This window comes from Mesorhizobium sp. WSM1497, assembly GCF_001672455.2.
In the GTDB taxonomy this organism is placed as follows: Bacteria; Pseudomonadota; Alphaproteobacteria; order Rhizobiales; family Rhizobiaceae; genus Mesorhizobium; species Mesorhizobium ciceri.
This window is the reverse complement of sequence record NZ_CP021070.1, coordinates 4,633,331-4,649,020: the sequence shown is the minus strand read 5'-3', so window position 1 is coordinate 4,649,020 and position 15,690 is coordinate 4,633,331. Positions and strand designations below refer to the sequence as shown.

The window sequence follows — 15,690 nt, the reverse complement described above, 5'->3', positions numbered from 1 at the left end:
AAAGGGTAGGGTGCCGTTGCAGTGATTGACCTGGTGGAGCAACGGTCCCCGCTTGCCTGCCGGACGTTCGGCATCTATATTGCGTATATGCTTGACCATTCGTCCCGGCCGTCCTCCCCGCCACATATCCCGATGGATGCGCTCAGCGAAGTTCTGCAAGACTTTCGCTTGAGTGGTGTCAACTATGGCCGCTGCGAACTCCGGCACCCATGGAGCATAGACTTTCCGCAACAACAGCTGCTTCGGTTTCACTTTGTCGGCCAGGGCCCATGCTGGATTCATACTGAATCGCAAGGCTGGCAGGAGCTGCGCGATGGCGATCTGGTGCTGCTGCCGCAAGGCATCGCCCATCGGCTGGCGAGCGCGCCGGACGTTGCAGGGGGCTCGCTCGAAGGTTGCCAGGTAATCAAGTTGGGGGGCAACGTCTGCGAAGTGGTACGGCAAGGAACGGGCGCGACGAGCACCCTTTTCTGCGGCTCCATGGCCTTGGACTCCTATGCGCTCAACCCATTGATCACGTTGATGCCGCCTGTCATCAAGGGTTGCGACGTGGCCGGCAATGACCCGGTCGTCGGTCCTTTGCTGGCGGCCATGACGGTGGAGGCCTCGCAGCCGCAGATGGGCAGCGCCACGATTCTGTCGCGTATGGCCGACTTGCTGACGGCCCGGCTCATACGCTGCTGGGTCAATTGCAATGGAGCCTCGACCACCGGTTGGCTCGCAGCCATCCGCGACCCCCATATAGGCCGCGCTTTGGCGGCCATGCACCGCGACCCCGGCCACAACTGGACGCTGGGAAGCCTGGCCGGCGTGGCAGGCCAATCGCGCTCGATTTTCGCCGAGCGTTTCAGTGCGGTATTGGGGGAGGGTGCCGCACACTATCTCGCCCGCCTGCGCATGCAGCTTGCCCGCGAATTGCTGGGCCAAAACGGCTTGTCGGTTGCCGAAGTCGCTACCCGTTTGGGCTATGATTCGGAGGCATCCTTCGCGCGCGCGTTCAAGCGCATCACCAATGTCTCGCCGGGCGTTGTGCGTCGCACAATTCCCGGACGAATGGATATGAATTTCGGATTCTAAGATACATATCATCCGAGCGGACTCGCCTATTTAAGACCTCCAAACTTTGGAGATCTTTCCGTGACTGACACAACATTACAGCTTGAAGACGCCGCGACTGGCCTTGATGCCGATGCACCAGCCGCGTGGAGCGCAGCCACCTGGTTCGCGGTCATTTCATTGGCGGCCACCAGCTTTGCCTTGGTGTCGGCCGAATTCCTGCCCGCAGGTCTGCTGACGCCAATGGCACGCGATCTCGGCATCAGCGAGGGGACGGCCGGACAGGTCGTCACCGCCACCGCTTCCGTCGGCGCCGTGACGGCCATGTTGAGCAATGTTCTCATCGGCCGCTTGAACCGCAAGGCGGTGCTGGTTGGTCTCAGTGCTCTTGCTGTCGGTTCCAATGTCCTGGCGGCGCTGGCGACCGATTTCTGGCTGTTGCTGTTGGGCCGGGCCGGGCTGGGAATCGCTCTCAGTGCTTTCTGGGCACTTTCGGTCGCCGTTGTGGCGAGGCTGGTTGGCGCCAGCGCGACGGGGCGGGGCATGGCGATCGTCACCCTGGGCGTCTCGCTCGCAACCATTGCCGCACCGTCGATGGGCGCGTTGATCAGTGACTGGATAGGGTGGCGCAGTGCCATGGCCATGACGGCGGGGCTGGCCGCGCTTGCCATGCTGCTGCAGTTTCTCAGCCTGCCGACCTTGCCCGCAACGGCAAGCAACAGCCTTGCAGATGTATTTCGGCTGACCCGGCGGCGCGGCATCCAACTCGGCATGCTGGCTATCCTTTTGCTGATGACGGGGCATTTTGCCGGCTCGGTCTATGTGCGTCCCTTCCTCGAACAGGTGACACTCCTTACAACCGGACCGATTGCCTTGGCTCTGCTCGGGTTTGGCGTCGCTGCCGTGATCGGTAATGTTGCCGGCGGCCGCATGGCCGACACCAACATCCACATGGCCCTCGCAGTCACCGCGGCGTTGATGGCGGTTGCGGCACTTACTTTGGTGCTTTGGGGCTCGCATATCGGCGTTGCCTTCGGCTTCGTTACGCTGTGGGGTTTCGCCTTTGGCATGGCGCCGGTGGTGCTGCCGACCAATATGTCGCGCGCGGCGCCTGATGCGCTGGAGGCAGCGGGCAGCCTGATGGTCACCTCTTTCCAAATTGCCATCACCATCGGCGCGGTTGTCGGCGGCTATGTCGTGGACACCTATGGCGCGACTGGGCCTTTGACTCTGACTGCTATCCTTGCCGCATCGACCGCCGTCTTGGCGCTGCTGCAGCCTCGCAGCTGAACTTTGCAGCCGCCGACACAGTAGCCTCAAATCCTGCCGCCAGCGATGTTGCAGGCGCGATACACAAGTTGAGGCCGGGAACACGTTGCATCTTGCCGCAATCGAAGGCTAAGGACGCTCGGCTTCGGCCATTGGAGGGTGATCGACGATCAAGTCGCGCCCTTTTTGAGGAGATGACTGACATGAAGAAGTTTTTGTTTGTTGCCGTCGGCCTGGCGGTGCTTGCCGGTTCGGCTTGCTCGAAGGCGCCTGAGTGCACGGCGGAGATCGCAACCAAGAAGGCGCAGGACATGGCTGCAGCACTTCAGGAGGCGATCACCAAGGACCCGGCCAAGGCGGCTGATCTGACCGCCAAGGTCCAGGCGGTGACAACCAAGTATCAGGGCACCACGACATTGGCCGACGCCTGCAAAGCCTATGACGAAGTGACGGCCGCGATCAAGGGCTGACACCCTGATTTGAGATCAAGGCCTAAGCGCCTGATTCGATGGGCTCAAGTGAGAGGGCGGTGACCGTTGGGTCGCCGCCTTTTTCCTTGGTTTTTCAGTTCGGCGCGATGGAGCCGACTTCGACTGCGTCGACGCGCTTCAGGCTCATGCCGATCACCGGCACCAATTGGTCGTTGACGCGCACGGCAATAGTCACCGTCATCGAATTATCGTCAGGGATGCGAGCCTGCATGACGCCGCGCAGCTGGTTGCGGTTGATGGTGAAGACCACCTTGCGGGGATCGACGACGTTGCCGCCGATGATGTCGAGGCCGGAACCGGTCGCGCCACCCATGAAGCTGCCCTTGTAGCCCTCGCGGCCCTTGCGCTCGATTTTGGCCGACATTGGCTGGGTGAACACACCGACCCGGCAGCCGCCGTCGAGCGACATGCCGACCTTGCCGTCGGGCGTCGAGCCGGTGAAGCTGCAGTTGAACTTGGTGCCCTTGTACTTGCCGGCGACGATTTCGCCGGGACCGATCCACTTGCCTTCGGCGGACTGGAAGAACTGCTTGTCCGGCTCCGCCGCGCAGGCCGCTCCTGCAATACCGACCACTGCCGTGATGACGGCTGCCAAGGGCAGGATGCTGGATAATACTACGCTTTTCATCGACGACACCCGGCAACAAAGATGCTGTTTGGAACCCGTCTGACCATGAACAAGATTGGTTAATGCTTCGTCACCGCGGGGCCGCCGCAGAGCAGTCCGGTAACGATTCCGAATGCCCGGACACTCCAGCCCGGCTCACTTGCCGGAGGGGGTCGTTGCACCGTCTTTCCTGGTTGCGAACGATGTCAGCGCCGAGAGGAAGTCGCCCAATCCGGGACGTTTGGCGGCGCTGAAGGGCAGGGGTCGAGCCGTCTCCATCGCGGCGATGCCGATGCGCGCCGTCATCATGCCGTTGACGACCCCCTCGCCAAGCTTGGCCGAAAGGCGCGCGGCCAGGCCGTGGCCAACGATCTGCTGGACGAAACTGTCGCCGACCGCGATCGAACCGGTGACCGCCAGATGCGCCAGAACGCTGCGCGCCAGGCGGAAGAAACCCAGCGTCCCCGGCCGTCCGCCATAGAGTTCCGACAGGCGCCGAATGAGCCGCCCGGCCTCGAACACGACATAGGCAACATCGACCAGTGCGCGTGGACTGACCGCCGTCACCAGCGAAACGCGTTTGGCGGCTTCGAGAATCATCACTTTCGCCCTGGCATCGAGTGGTCCGAGGATTTCAGCCTCCGCCAGGCGCACGAGATTGCCGCCGTCGATGATTTCGCCGCGCAATTCGGCCAGCGCGCGCCGGCCGGCCGCGGTCTCGGGTTTGGCCGAGACAAAGGCCGACAGTTCGTCGACGACCGATCGTGCCGCCTTGGGATCGTCGCGGGCGATCGCATCGAGCGCCCGCTTCTGCAGCTTTTCGACCTCGGCGAGGCGGGCGATCGCCAGGAATTCGCGAATCAGGATCACCACAAGCGCCAGCACGGCGATGGCGGCCATGCCGGCGGCCAGCCAGCCCAGCCACTCAGCGCGCGCAAAGAGGTCGCGTATGAGCTGGTCGGTCCACAGGCCGACCGCCAGCGAAACCAGCACGCCGAAGGCGCCGAAGAAGATGCTGCCGAGCAGCGAGCGTTTCCTGGGGGCGACGGCTGGTGGCGGCTCCGCGGCAATGATGTCGGGCTCGTCGAAGACATCGACTTCCGCCGGCATGACCATCGCGACATCGGTTTTCATCGCGCGGGGTTTGCGCTGGGTGTCGGTCTGGATGTTGCGCGGCTCAGGGGCCGCTTGTCTCGGTGGGGCTTCCGGTTCGATGCGGAATGCCGCCGGCTTGCGGGGCGCGGTCATGCCAGATGATCTCCGATCAGGAACTGCAAGGCACGGTCGAGCCTGATATGCGGCAGCGACAGCGTGACGCCTTCGGCCGTGCGTTCGAGCTTTGGGGGACGGAAACGGACGAAGCGGATTGCCGGGTCCGCGGAGTCCTGCCTGTGATCGGCTCCCGAAACATCGAACACCGCGTCAATATTCTCCGGTAAGTCACCGGGAAATATGGCTGTTTCAGTTTTTCCATCGAAGGTTTCGCCGTTGATCTTCTCACCGGCTATCGGCGTGCCGATGATGACGGGAAGCGTCTCCCGGCCTTGCCTGACGGTGCCTTCGCGCGTCGCGCGCACCGCCGCCATGGCGACCACATCGACATCGGCGCCGGTGAAATTCGCCCGTGCCACGGCGCGGTCGGCAAGCCGCCGCACGATCGCCTGCAGCCGGTCATGGCTTTCGTGATGCAGATGGTCGGCCTTGGTCGCGGCAACCAGAATGCGGTCGATGCGCCGCGAGAACAGATCGGTGAGGAAGCTGCCCCGGCCGGGGCGAAAACAGCTGAGGATCTCGGTCACCGCGCGTTCCAGGTCGGCCATGGCGCCTGGGCCGGCGTTCAGCGCCTGCATAGCGTCGATCAGCACGATCTGGCGGTCGAGGCGGGTGATGTGTTCCCGGAAAAAGGGTTTGACGACATGCGTCTTGTAGGCCTCATAGCGCCTGTCCATCATGGCGTGCAGCGAGCCTGCGCGCGGACGGTTGTCGCCGATCGCGGCCAGTGGCGCGAAGGTCAGGGCCGGCGAGCCTTCGAGATCGCCCGGCATCAGGAAGCGGCCGGGCGGCAAGGTCGAAAGCGCCCGCTCGTCGAGCTTGCAGGCCTTCAGATAGGCGGCGAAACTCTCGGCCAGGCGCCGCGCCGTCATCTCGTCGGCATCGGCGTTCGGGTCGATCCCGGCCGATAGTGCCCGCCAGGCTTGCGACAGGTCCTCGCGCACCGGCAGAACGGCCATCTCAAAGGCTTCGTGGGAAAAATCGGCGAAGGATTTGCCGAGCAGCGGCAGATCGAGCAGCCATTCGCCGGGATAGTCGACGATATCGACGGACAATCTGCCCGAGGAAAACATGCGGCTCCAGCCGGAAGCCGATTCATATTCGATGGTCAGCCGCAGCTCCGAAATGGCGCGCGTCGAATCGGGCCAGACGCGGTCGTTGACCAAGGCTGCGATGTGGTCCTCGTACTGGAAACGCGGCACCGCGTCGTCGGGCTGCTGCTCGAGGAAGGCGCGCGCGATGCGCCCCGATTTCTGCGCCTCGAACAGCGGCAGGCGCCCGCCATGGATCAAATTGTGGACAAGGGCCGATATGAACACCGTTTTGCCGGCGCGGGACAATCCGGTCACGCCGAGGCGCAGCGATGGGGAAAAAAGCCCGGTGGCGCGGCCCGATAGCGTGTCGAGGGCAATCCTCGCCTCGTCGGTGAAGGTGGTCAGCGATGATGCCAAAATATGCTCTCTCGAACTTCGGTCCGTCCGATATAGGCGCTGCAACAAGGCTTTGAAATGGCTTCAGAGATCGGCCGGCGTCAGGAACACTTCGAGATAGCCGGTGCCTTGGGCGGCGCTGGCAAGATCGCCGTCGAAGCGGACGACCGCCAGGCCCGCGGTCGGGAACCCATGGTTCAGTGTGGCCCGCGCAGCCTCGTCGCCGCCGCCCGAAACTGCCAAGGCAAGGTCTTCCATCATCGGGTTGTGGCCGATGACCAGCAACGAGCCCGATCCGCCATTGTTCTTGATAAGGTTGAGATAACCGGCCGCGTCCGCGCTGTAGAGCCCGTCGAAGAACAGGACCCGGCCGGTGTCGGTCTGGCCGGCCAGGCCTTCCAGCGTCTCTTTGGCGCGTTTGGCGTTGGAGCACAGCGTCCGGTCCGGAACATAGAGGCGGGAGCGCATGGCGGCGCCCATCATTTCGGCATCGGCGCGGCCGGACGCATCGAGCGGACGGTCGAAATCGCGCATGCCGGGCAATGCCCAGCCTGCCTTGGCATGTCGCAACAGATAAAGCCTGCTCACCCAACCTCCGAATGCCGAAGTCTTCCGGGATTAGCCACGAGAACGGCGTCGCGCACAATGGCCCGTGCTCTTCAAACACGGCGAATCAGCCAACGCTGGCTGCTGCAAAAGGCGCTTGCATATCGGCCCCGGGATCACCGCGATCAGGGAAAATATGCGTCACCGGATCCAAAGTGTCGCGGCGGAGTTTGTACCAAAGCGACCGTACGCGGCTGCAAAGACGCGTGCCCAGGTACTTTAACAATTGCGTGAAACAGCGGCCGATTGCGCTTGTGCAGGCGTCGGACGACGAATATATAGGCGCCAAATTTGGGGCAGTTTGGGTGAGTCGAATGAACGACATCGTTACCGCCGATTACGTACCCTCCGAAGACGAGCCGTTCATGAACGAGCGGCAGAAATCCTACTTCCGCTCAAAGCTCGTCACCTGGAAGAATGACATATTGCGCGAAGCGCGCGAAACACTGGAAATCCTGCAGCAAGAAAACGCCAACCACCCCGATCTGGCCGATCGCGCGTCTTCGGAAACCGACCGTGCCATCGAACTCAGGGCCCGCGACCGTCAGCGCAAGCTCATTGCAAAGATCGATTCCGCCCTGCAACGCATCGACGAAGGCACCTACGGCTATTGCGAAGAAACCGGCGAGCCGATCGCGCTGAAGCGGCTCGATGCACGTCCGATCGCGACATTGTCGATCGAAGCGCAGGAGCGGCATGAGCGCCGCGAAAAAGTCTATCGCGACGACTGAAGCTCACGGCCGGCTGTCTCGAACGAACTCGATTCTGAAAATGGCCGGTTTTCCGGCCATTTTCATTGGTGCGGCATCCACCGCTCAGGGCGCGCGAAGATCGAAAACCCTCGGGGCTTCGGACGAGGTGGTTCGGCAGCCGGACCGGCGACGGTGTTTCGCGGGGATAGCGACCCGGCGGTCGCTCATTTCTTCTGGCTGGAGAGTTCACCGAGAAGCTTGGTCATCTCGTCGTCGAGCGACTGCGGCGCCGCCGGCTTGCCCACCTGGCCGCCCGAACGGGGCTGGTCCAGCGATACTTCAAGTTCTCTCATCAGCGTGTCGTCGATGCTGTCCTGCACCGGCTGCGGTGGTGGCGGGGCGTGCCGGGCGGTGTTGGCGTTGGCGGAGCCGTAGGCGGGCAACGGCGTGACATTGGTCGGCTGGTAGCTTTGCGTTGCCGGCTTCGGTGCAGGTGCCGGCGGCGCTGTCGGACGGGGGCGGGCGGGCGGCGTCGTATTCACCGGCTGTGGAGCGGGTGCCTGTCTCAGCGGCGGCGGAGCGGGTTGCGGCGGACGCGGCCTTGTCGGAGCGGCGGCCGGAACCGGCTGCAAGCCGCCATCTCCAGTCAATGCCGGCCGGCGCGGCGCCGAAAGCCGGATATCGCGCTCGACGACGACGTCGGTCGGACCGCCGATCAGAAGCAGATGTTCGATGTCGTCGCGGCGTATCAGCACCAACCTGCGATGGCTGTCGACGGCGGTGGCATCCATGACGGCCAGTCGCGTCTTGCGGTTCCGGCCGCCGGCGACGAAGGTTCCAAATGTCAGGTTGCGCACCAGCTTGACGATGACGAGAACGATGACCAGCAGGACGAGCGCTGCAAACGTCCACAACAATGCTGCGGCATAACCGGGACCTGCCACGCTATCGAGCCATTGCATTGGTTTCCCCTGATCGCCCCTTGGAAGTGATAAGACACTAGACCGTTGCAGCGGGCCACCGCAAGTTGCGTTTCACGCTGTTGAACAGCTTGAAAAACTCCGAAGGCCGGAAGACATCATTTTTATCCGACATTTGCCGCCCAGGCCTTTTCCGGACTAGGAGAATGTGATTCAACCCGGTACGGGGCGGGTGTCGGAACACCGGAATTCACGAGCAGGGGGCACATGGCCAAGGAAGCGCGCGGCGATTTCTATCCGGTACCGATCGTCGACCAGAATACGCGACCGGGCGCGGTTACCCGGCTTATCATTTTCATCGTCGTTCTGACGGGGGCCGCGATCGTCTTCGGTCTTTTCCGCGAGCGCCTCGGCGATCCTTTCCTGCTCGGCATGCTCGGCGTGCTGGCGATGATCGGCGTCGGCTTCCTGTTCGCGACGGCGATCGGCTTCGTGCAGGTCACGCCACGCTCGACAGGCGACGAACTGTCGAAATCCTTCGTCGATTCGATGTCGCAGGGGCTTCTCGTCACCGACACCAAGGGCCGCGTCGTCTACGCCAACCGCGCCTATGCGGATATGACCGGAGCATCGTCCGCTGCCGACCTGAAGACCGTCGAGGGATTGCTCTCGGATGTCCCCGAAGCATCGGTGACGATCTATCGCCTGGCGTCCGGCCTTCGCGACGGCCAGCCGGGCGACGGCGAGTTTAGGCTCGCACAGTCCATTCGGCCCGGTGCCGAGCCGGGCGCCCGCTGGTACCGCGCGCGCGCCCGCGCCTTCAGCGTTCCGGGCCAGCGGCTGCCGATGCTGGCCTGGCAGCTTGCCGACATCTCGCAGGAGCGGGCCGAGCAGGAGCGCTTCTTCCTCGATCTGCAGAAGGCGATCGATCACCTCGACCACGCGCCGGCCGGCTTCTTTTCGGCCGACCAGGAGGGCCGCGTCACCTACATAAACGCCACGCTCGCCGAATGGCTGGGCATCGACCTCACCAGCTTCACGCCCGGCGCCGTGTCTCTGTCGGAGATCGTGGCCGGCGACGGCATGGCGCTGGTCCGCTCGGTCAAGGCCGACCCCGGCACCACACGCAACGCGGTGATCGATCTCGATTTGACGACCATGACGGGCGAAGCGCTGCCGGTGCGCTTCATGCACCGCGTTTCGGCCAGCCGCGAAGGATTGAATGGGCCGACACGCACGATCGTGCTCAACCGCACGCAAGGCGAGGATGCCTCTGCCGATTTGCGGGCTTCGGAAGTGCGCTTCACCCGCTTCTTCAACTCGACACCGATGGCAATCGCCGGCGTCGACCACAACGGACGCATCCTGCGCACCAATGCGCCGTTTTTGTCGTTGTTTTCGTCTGTCGTCGATCGCGACGCCGTCGACCGTCGCGTGCGGCTCGACACGGTGATCCACGAACGCGACCGGCCGGCCTTCGCGGCTGCCTTCGAAAAGGCACAGCAGCGGCAGGCTGATATCGAGCCGATCGACACGCTTCTGCCCGGCAACGACGAACGGCACATCCGCTTCTACGTCAACGCCGTCGCCGACGGCACCGGCGGCGAGGGCGCCGAGGAGTCGGCCATCGTCTACGCCGTCGAGACAACGGAGCAGAAGGCGCTGGAAGGGCAGATGGCGCAAAGCCAGAAGATGCAGGCAGTCGGCCAGCTTGCCGGCGGCATCGCGCATGATTTCAACAATGTGCTGACCGCCATCATCATGGCGTCCGACCTTTTGTTGACCAATCACCGCCCGTCGGACCCGTCCTTCCCCGACATCATGAACATCAAGCAGAATGCCAACCGGGCGGCTTCGCTGGTGCGGCAGTTGCTGGCCTTCTCGCGCAAGCAGACATTGCGGCCGGAAGTGCTCAACCTGACCGACGTGCTCGCCGATCTCAGGATGCTGCTGGCCCGCCTTGTCGGCAACGACATCAAGCTGAAGGTCGACCATGGCCGCGACCTGTGGCCGGTCAAGGTCGATATCGGGCAGTTCGAACAGGTGGTGGTCAACCTTGCGGTCAACGCGCGCGATGCTATGCCGGCGGGCGGCGATCTGACCGTGCGCACCCGCAATGTAACCGCCGAGGAGTGCAAGGCCTTTTCCTACCGCGAACTCGCCCCGGCGGACTATGTCGTGGTCGAAGTCGAGGACACCGGCAGCGGCATCGCGCCCGACGTGCTGAAGAAGATATTCGAGCCCTTCTTCACCACCAAGGAAGTCGGCAAAGGCACCGGCCTTGGCCTGTCGATGGTCTACGGCATCATCAAGCAGACCGGCGGCTTCATCTTCTGCGATTCCGAAGTCGGCAAAGGCTCGACTTTCCGCATTTTCCTGCCGCGTCACATCGCCGAAGCGAAAAAGGCAGGCGAGCCCGGCGATGCGCCGGCGGCGCCGGCAAAGGTCGCCGATCCGGCCAAGGATCTGTCGGGCTCGGCCACGGTGCTGCTCGTCGAGGACGAGGATGCCGTGCGCATGGGCGGCATGCGGGCGCTGACCTCGCGCGGCTACACCGTGCACGAGGCATCGTCGGGCGTCGAGGCGCTGGAAGTGTTCGAGGCGCTGGGCGGCAAGGTCGATATCGTCGTTTCCGACGTGGTGATGCCGGAAATGGACGGGCCGACGCTGCTTGGCGAATTGCGCAAGCGCCAGCCCGACATCAAATTCGTCTTCGTGTCCGGCTATGCCGAGGACGCATTCGCCAGAAACCTGCCGGCAGATGCGCATTTCGGCTTCCTGCCCAAGCCGTTTTCGCTCAAGCAACTGGCCACGATCGTCAAGGACGTGCTGGAGTCCTAGAGCCTTCCCCATGTTCCTCCTTGCGCAACGCCGTGACAACGCCATGATTGAGGGGTGAACGGCAGGAAGGCTTATGGGAGCAACCGGTGACGCCGCACAACGAAGCGGACAAGGACGACTATGCCGACACGGTGTTGTTGCCGGGCGACCCGCAGCGCGCCGAATGGATGGCGCAAACGTTCCTGGAAGCGCCGCGCTGCATCAATCGCCGACGCGGCACGCTTGGCTTCACCGGCTTGTTTCGTGGCAAGTCCATCAGCATTCAGGCGACGGGCATCGGCGTTTCATCGTTTCTGATCTATGCGCATGAACTGCTGGACCATTATGGCGCCCGGACGCTGATCCGTACCGGCACCTGCGGCAGCCTGACCGCAAAGGCAAAGCTGCGCAGCCTTGTCATCTCGCAATCGGCACAGGCGGAAAGCGCCCAGAGCGGCCAGGTTTTCGGCCTTTATGGACCGGCTGGCCCGGACCCGGCGCTCCTCGCATCGTCACGGGCCAAGGCGGTAGAATTTGGCATCGACCATCATGTCGGCCTGACGGTCTGCAGCGACATCTTCTATCACCCGGATGGGCGTGCCCGTTTTGCCGATGCACGGGCGCAAGGAGCCCTGGCCGTGGATATGGAAACCAGCGCGCTCTATGGCATATCGGAGCATTTCGGAGCACGTGCGTTGTCGATGTGTGTCGTGGTGGACAACATCGAGACCGGCGAACAGACCGACTATTCCGAGCGCCAGGCGCTTTTCACCGACATGAGCCGTCTGGCGCTGGCCGTCGCAGCAGAGAGCTAGAGTACGGGTCTACTGGGTCAATCCCTTGCGTACGGCGGCGACATCGCCGGACGAGACTGCAGGAGCCGCGTTGCCCCAACTGGCGCGCACATAGGTCAAGACGTCGGCGACCTCCTGGTCTTTCAGGCGCCAGGCCAGGGAAGGCATGGCGGGCGTCGTCGGTGCATCGGCCGTGTGCACGGCCTGGCTGCCGGCAAGGACGAGCCGGGCCAGTGTTTCGGCACTGCCCTGCGCGACGATCGAATTGTCGGCAAGGGAAGGGAAAAGCGCGCCTGACCCGGCACCATCTCCACCATGGCAGGCCGAGCAATTGTCGCGATAGATTGCCTCGCCCGCGGTCATCCGTGTTGCGTCAGGCTTTGCCGGTTGGGCGCTGTCGACATCCGAGCCCAGGCTCTTGAGGTAGACTGCAACCGCCTTGAGATCGGGATCGGTCATTTTCGACGTGGAGTTCTCGATGGCCTCCGCCATCGGACCGGAGGCAATCGAATGCGCATTGACGCCGGTCTTGAGGTATTTCACCAGATCCTCTTCCGACCATTTGCCCAGGCCCGATTGCGCATTGTTGGTGATGTCGGGGGCAAACCAGCCCTGCAGGGAGGCACCTTGCAGGAACTCGCTGTCCTTATCGGCGCCAAGGAAGGATTTGGGCGAGTGGCAGGTGCCGCAATGGCCCGCGCCCTGGACGATATAAGCGCCGCGATTCCACTCCGCCGACTTGGAGGGATCCGGCTGAAAGCTTGCTTCGGTGAAGTTGAGGGCATTCCAGCCCAGCATCGCCAGCCGGATGTTCAACGGGAACGGCAGCTGATTGGCTTCGACCTTGTTCGATACCGGTTGAACCGTCGTCAGATAGGCCCACAAGTCGGAAATGTCCCGATCGTTCATCCTGGTATAGGCGGGGTAGGGCATTGCGGGGTAGAGCCGCACACCATTGTGGCCGATGCCTGACTTCATCATGCTGCGGAAGTCGGCTTCCGACCAACTGCCGATGCCCGTCTCGCGGTCAGGCGTTATGTTGGGCGGCACAAGCGCGCCGAACGGCGTTTCGAGCGGCAGGCCGCCGGCCAGCGGTTTGCCCTCGGCTCGCGTATGACAGCCTGCACAGTCGCCGAGCACCGCCTGATACTGTCCACGTATGATCTGGTCCGCCTGGTCGGCACTCCATGCCGGGCCGCCAGTGAGGGCCGCAGCACCGATGGCGAGCGTGAGAACGAGCTTGTTCATGCCTGCACCAGGGGTGCACCGGGATTGCGCAGATATTGATTGCGGATGGCATCGGCGGCGCGGAAAGCGAGCGCGCCGACCGTTCCTGTCGGATTTTTGCCGGCATTCTGCGGGAAGGCCGACGCACCGATGACAAAGACGTTGGGGACGTCCCAACTCTGGAGGAAGGTGTTGACCGCGCTCTTCTTCGGGTCCGTTCCCATGATGGCGCCGCCCGTATTGTGGGTGCTCTGGTAGGGGACGCTGTCCCAGCCTTTCTTGCGGCGGCTGACGGCGTACTGCTTGCCGCCGAGCGCCTTGGCGATTTCCTCCATCCGGTCGCAGACATAGTTCGACATGCGGATGTCGTTGTCGGGAAAATCGAACGTCATGCGCATCAGCGGCCGCCCGAAACGGTCCTTGTAGGTCGGGTCGAGGTCGAGGTAGTTGTTGCGCGTCGCGTAGCTGCTTCCCTGGGACGAGTAGCCAAGCGTGCTCTTGTAGCCCTCGACCGTTGCCTTCTTCCAGGCGCTGCCCCATTTCGGCGTGCCGGGCAGGGTCGGCCTGGTTCCGATCGGGCGCCCGTTGGTGGGAATGCAGTTGATACCCGCACCGCCGACGAAGTCCAGCGCGCCGTGGTCGAACGCGTCACCATTGTAATCGTCGATCGTCTGGCCGAGCGCGCCTGCGGCGATGAACGGGTTGAAGTTCTTGTCGTCGAAGAACACCTGCACGCCGGCGTTTGTCTGGTAGCAGTAATTGCGCCCAACCGTTCCTTCGCCGCTGCCGGGGTCGTAGATCTTGCCGATGCCGGACAGCATCATCAGCCGGGCATTGTGCAGGCCGTAGGCGCACAGCAGCACCAGATCGGCCGGCTGGAAGTACTCCTCGCCTGAGGTATCGACGTAGGTCACGCCGCGCGCCGACTTGCCTCCGGGAGCCAGATCGACATGCAGTACCTCGCTGTCGGTGCGGACTTCGAAATTGGACTTCTTCATCAGCACCGGAAGGACGGTGGTCTGGGCGCTCGACTTCGAATAGTTGGCACAGCCGAAGCGTTCGCAGAATCCGCAATAGGTGCATTGACCCATGGCGATGCCGAGCGGGTTGACATAGGCCCGCGACATGTTGGCGGATGGGGTCGGGAAGGGATGCAGGCCGATCGACCGGCCGACCTCGGCGAACAGGGTTGGCGCGTAGGTCATCTGCATCGGCGGGTTCGGATAATCCCGCGACCTTGGATCCTCGAACGGATTGCCGCCTTCCTGCAACTGCCCCTTGATATTGCCGGCCTTGCCCGAGATGCCTGCCAGATACTCGAACTGGTCGTAATAGGGCTCCATCTCCGCGCCGGTCACGCCCCAGTCCTCGACCTGGAGATCGGCGATTCTCGATGCACCATATTTCTTGGTCAGATTGGTCTTTATCTGAAAGTCTGAATCCCAGAACCGCCAGGTGTGGCCGTTCCAGTGGACGCCGGCGCCGCCGACGCCGTTGCCGGGGAGGAAGGAGCCGAAATCGCGCATCGGCAGCGCCTTCTGCGACGGGTCGTTGCGCACCGTCATGGTTTCCACGGCGGGCTGCAGGAAGAGGTCGCGCCGGATGCTGTAGCGCAACTCATCCTGCGCGTAGCCGATGTTGAAATCGGTTGCCGTATCGCGCCAGGGGCCGCGTTCTATAGCCACCACGTCCAGGCCCTGATCGGTCAATTCGTGGGCCAGAATGGATCCCGTCCAGCCGAGGCCGACGATCACGACGTCTTTGCGAGGCAGTATGTTGGTCATGATCAGGCGCCTTTGCCGAGCCATTCGGGGCGCCCGATGATCGAGACAGGCGGCTGCGGATATGGCTGATTGTGTTTGCTGACATGGTCGCGGTAGTCGTAGCGGGCGCCTGGAAAACCAAGCATGCGCCACGAGACCATGTCCTTGTTGCCGCCATAGACGGGGTCGGCAAAGAACCCCTCCATGGTGTTCTGCAGCAGAAGCCCGAAGAAACCCGGCCCCTTGACGCCATTGGGCAGGTCGACCTTCCCGGCCTCCATAGCCGTCAGGAAGGCATCCTGTTCGGCCGGTGCGAGCTCGACGAATGTCTTGCCGTCCCGCTGTTTCAGGAAAGCGTCGATGGCGGCAAGCCCGGTGCGGTAACGCTGCGCCGGATTGGCCTCGCCCTGATAGCCCTGGGTGGGCAGTCCAGGCAGAAACGGGCCTTGCGTGTAAAGCCGGCTCGACGCACCGAACGCCCCCATCAACTGCCTGTCGATATAGACGGCGCAACCGGCTTCCTTGCCGCCCATGCTGAGCTCGTCGGCCGGAATGATGCGGTCGACGATCGCCTCGACTAGAGCTGCTTCCTGGGCCGAGAAAAAGTGCCAGCCGCCTGCCACGACCTGCGTCGGTGGATCGGATGTCATTGGCGTCCAGGGCAAAGTGCCCGAGAACGATCGCGCAAAACCGGCCGATGTCGCGGTTGCCGTAAACATTGCGACCGAGGACAGGAAAAGACG

Annotated in this window: 14 protein-coding genes; 6 read left to right on the top strand and 8 right to left on the bottom strand. The window is 63.2% G+C overall.

Features of this window, described 5'->3' with window-relative positions; all coding sequences use genetic code 11:
- Positions 1-87: 87 nt before the first annotated feature.
- From A9K65_RS22760 to A9K65_RS22750, 3 genes are all read left to right on the top strand, one after another.
- Positions 88-1,077, top strand: coding sequence for an AraC family transcriptional regulator (locus tag A9K65_RS22760; protein ID WP_064995886.1), 990 nt, complete (start codon positions 88-90; stop codon positions 1,075-1,077).
- A 60-nt stretch (positions 1,078-1,137) separates the two neighbouring features.
- A complete protein-coding gene (locus A9K65_RS22755; RefSeq protein WP_063172065.1) occupies positions 1,138-2,346 on the top strand; it encodes an MFS transporter in 1,209 nt (402 codons plus the stop codon).
- Positions 2,347-2,528: 182 nt separating this feature from the next.
- Positions 2,529-2,795 (top strand): hypothetical protein, encoded by a 267-nt coding sequence (locus tag A9K65_RS22750; RefSeq protein ID WP_024503536.1) that lies wholly within the window; start codon positions 2,529-2,531, stop codon positions 2,793-2,795.
- Positions 2,796-2,889: 94 nt separating this feature from the next.
- Here the strand turns inward: A9K65_RS22750 and A9K65_RS22745 are convergent, their stop codons facing one another.
- From A9K65_RS22745 to A9K65_RS22730, 4 genes are all read right to left on the bottom strand, one after another.
- Complete coding sequence (locus A9K65_RS22745; RefSeq protein ID WP_064995824.1) at positions 2,890-3,444, bottom strand: hypothetical protein; 555 nt, start codon at positions 3,442-3,444, stop codon at positions 2,890-2,892.
- Positions 3,445-3,579: 135 nt separating this feature from the next.
- A complete protein-coding gene (locus A9K65_RS22740) occupies positions 3,580-4,671 on the bottom strand; it encodes a YcjF family protein (protein WP_064995825.1) in 1,092 nt (363 codons plus the stop codon).
- Positions 4,668-6,146 (bottom strand): YcjX family protein, encoded by a 1,479-nt coding sequence (locus tag A9K65_RS22735; RefSeq protein WP_063167922.1) that lies wholly within the window; start codon positions 6,144-6,146, stop codon positions 4,668-4,670. Before A9K65_RS22735 ends, A9K65_RS22740 begins: the two co-directional genes overlap by 4 nt.
- Positions 6,147-6,209: 63 nt before the next feature.
- On the bottom strand, positions 6,210-6,713 hold the full coding sequence (locus A9K65_RS22730; RefSeq protein WP_024503532.1) for a histidine phosphatase family protein: 504 nt from the start codon (positions 6,711-6,713) through the stop codon (positions 6,210-6,212).
- A gap of 332 nt (positions 6,714-7,045) precedes the next feature.
- On the opposite strand from A9K65_RS22730, the gene dksA reads away from it, so the two are divergent.
- Entirely contained in the window at positions 7,046-7,462 is a 417-nt protein-coding gene (gene dksA / locus A9K65_RS22725) for an RNA polymerase-binding protein DksA (RefSeq protein WP_013531862.1), read from the top strand.
- Between the two features lie 185 nt (positions 7,463-7,647).
- Here the strand turns inward: dksA and A9K65_RS22720 are convergent, their stop codons facing one another.
- Positions 7,648-8,385 (bottom strand): flagellar biosynthetic protein FliO, encoded by a 738-nt coding sequence (locus tag A9K65_RS22720; RefSeq protein ID WP_024503531.1) that lies wholly within the window; start codon positions 8,383-8,385, stop codon positions 7,648-7,650.
- A 225-nt stretch (positions 8,386-8,610) separates the two neighbouring features.
- On the opposite strand from A9K65_RS22720, the gene A9K65_RS22715 reads away from it, so the two are divergent.
- Positions 8,611-11,184 carry an ATP-binding protein gene (locus tag A9K65_RS22715; RefSeq protein ID WP_024503530.1) on the top strand — a complete coding sequence of 858 codons (2,574 nt, stop codon included), beginning with the start codon at positions 8,611-8,613 and terminating at the stop codon, positions 11,182-11,184.
- An 86-nt stretch (positions 11,185-11,270) separates the two neighbouring features.
- Positions 11,271-11,978, top strand: a complete 708-nt coding sequence (locus A9K65_RS22710) for a DeoD-type purine-nucleoside phosphorylase (protein WP_013531859.1) — start codon at positions 11,271-11,273, stop codon at positions 11,976-11,978.
- A gap of 9 nt (positions 11,979-11,987) precedes the next feature.
- Here the strand turns inward: A9K65_RS22710 and A9K65_RS22705 are convergent, their stop codons facing one another.
- The 3 genes from A9K65_RS22705 to A9K65_RS22695 are packed head-to-tail and all read right to left on the bottom strand — an operon-like array spanning position 11,988 to position 15,597.
- On the bottom strand, positions 11,988-13,205 hold the full coding sequence (locus tag A9K65_RS22705) for a cytochrome c (protein ID WP_064995826.1): 1,218 nt from the start codon (positions 13,203-13,205) through the stop codon (positions 11,988-11,990).
- Positions 13,202-14,968 (bottom strand): GMC family oxidoreductase, encoded by a 1,767-nt coding sequence (locus A9K65_RS22700; protein ID WP_063173670.1) that lies wholly within the window; start codon positions 14,966-14,968, stop codon positions 13,202-13,204. The genes A9K65_RS22705 and A9K65_RS22700 overlap by 4 nt, the downstream gene beginning before the upstream one ends.
- A gap of 2 nt (positions 14,969-14,970) precedes the next feature.
- Positions 14,971-15,597 carry a gluconate 2-dehydrogenase subunit 3 family protein gene (locus A9K65_RS22695; RefSeq protein WP_244514297.1) on the bottom strand — a complete coding sequence of 209 codons (627 nt, stop codon included), beginning with the start codon at positions 15,595-15,597 and terminating at the stop codon, positions 14,971-14,973.
- Positions 15,598-15,690: the final 93 nt, after the last annotated feature.

Excerpts from the sequence above, each read along its gene's own strand:
- A9K65_RS22760 (WP_064995886.1), top strand. The coding sequence starts at position 88 with ATGCTTGACCATTCGTCCCGGCCGTCCTCCCCGCCACATATCCCGATG.
- A9K65_RS22750 (WP_024503536.1), top strand. The coding sequence starts at position 2,529 with ATGAAGAAGTTTTTGTTTGTTGCCGTCGGCCTGGCGGTGCTTGCCGGT.
- A9K65_RS22715 (WP_024503530.1), top strand. The coding sequence starts at position 8,611 with ATGGCCAAGGAAGCGCGCGGCGATTTCTATCCGGTACCGATCGTCGAC.
- A9K65_RS22745 (WP_064995824.1), bottom strand. The coding sequence starts at position 3,444 with ATGAAAAGCGTAGTATTATCCAGCATCCTGCCCTTGGCAGCCGTCATC.
- dksA (WP_013531862.1), top strand. The coding sequence starts at position 7,046 with ATGAACGACATCGTTACCGCCGATTACGTACCCTCCGAAGACGAGCCG.
- A9K65_RS22700 (WP_063173670.1), bottom strand. The coding sequence starts at position 14,968 with ATGACCAACATACTGCCTCGCAAAGACGTCGTGATCGTCGGCCTCGGC.
- A9K65_RS22705 (WP_064995826.1), bottom strand. The coding sequence starts at position 13,205 with ATGAACAAGCTCGTTCTCACGCTCGCCATCGGTGCTGCGGCCCTCACT.
- A9K65_RS22720 (WP_024503531.1), bottom strand. The coding sequence starts at position 8,385 with ATGCAATGGCTCGATAGCGTGGCAGGTCCCGGTTATGCCGCAGCATTG.
- A9K65_RS22695 (WP_244514297.1), bottom strand. The coding sequence starts at position 15,597 with ATGACATCCGATCCACCGACGCAGGTCGTGGCAGGCGGCTGGCACTTT.
- A9K65_RS22740 (WP_064995825.1), bottom strand. The coding sequence starts at position 4,671 with ATGACCGCGCCCCGCAAGCCGGCGGCATTCCGCATCGAACCGGAAGCC.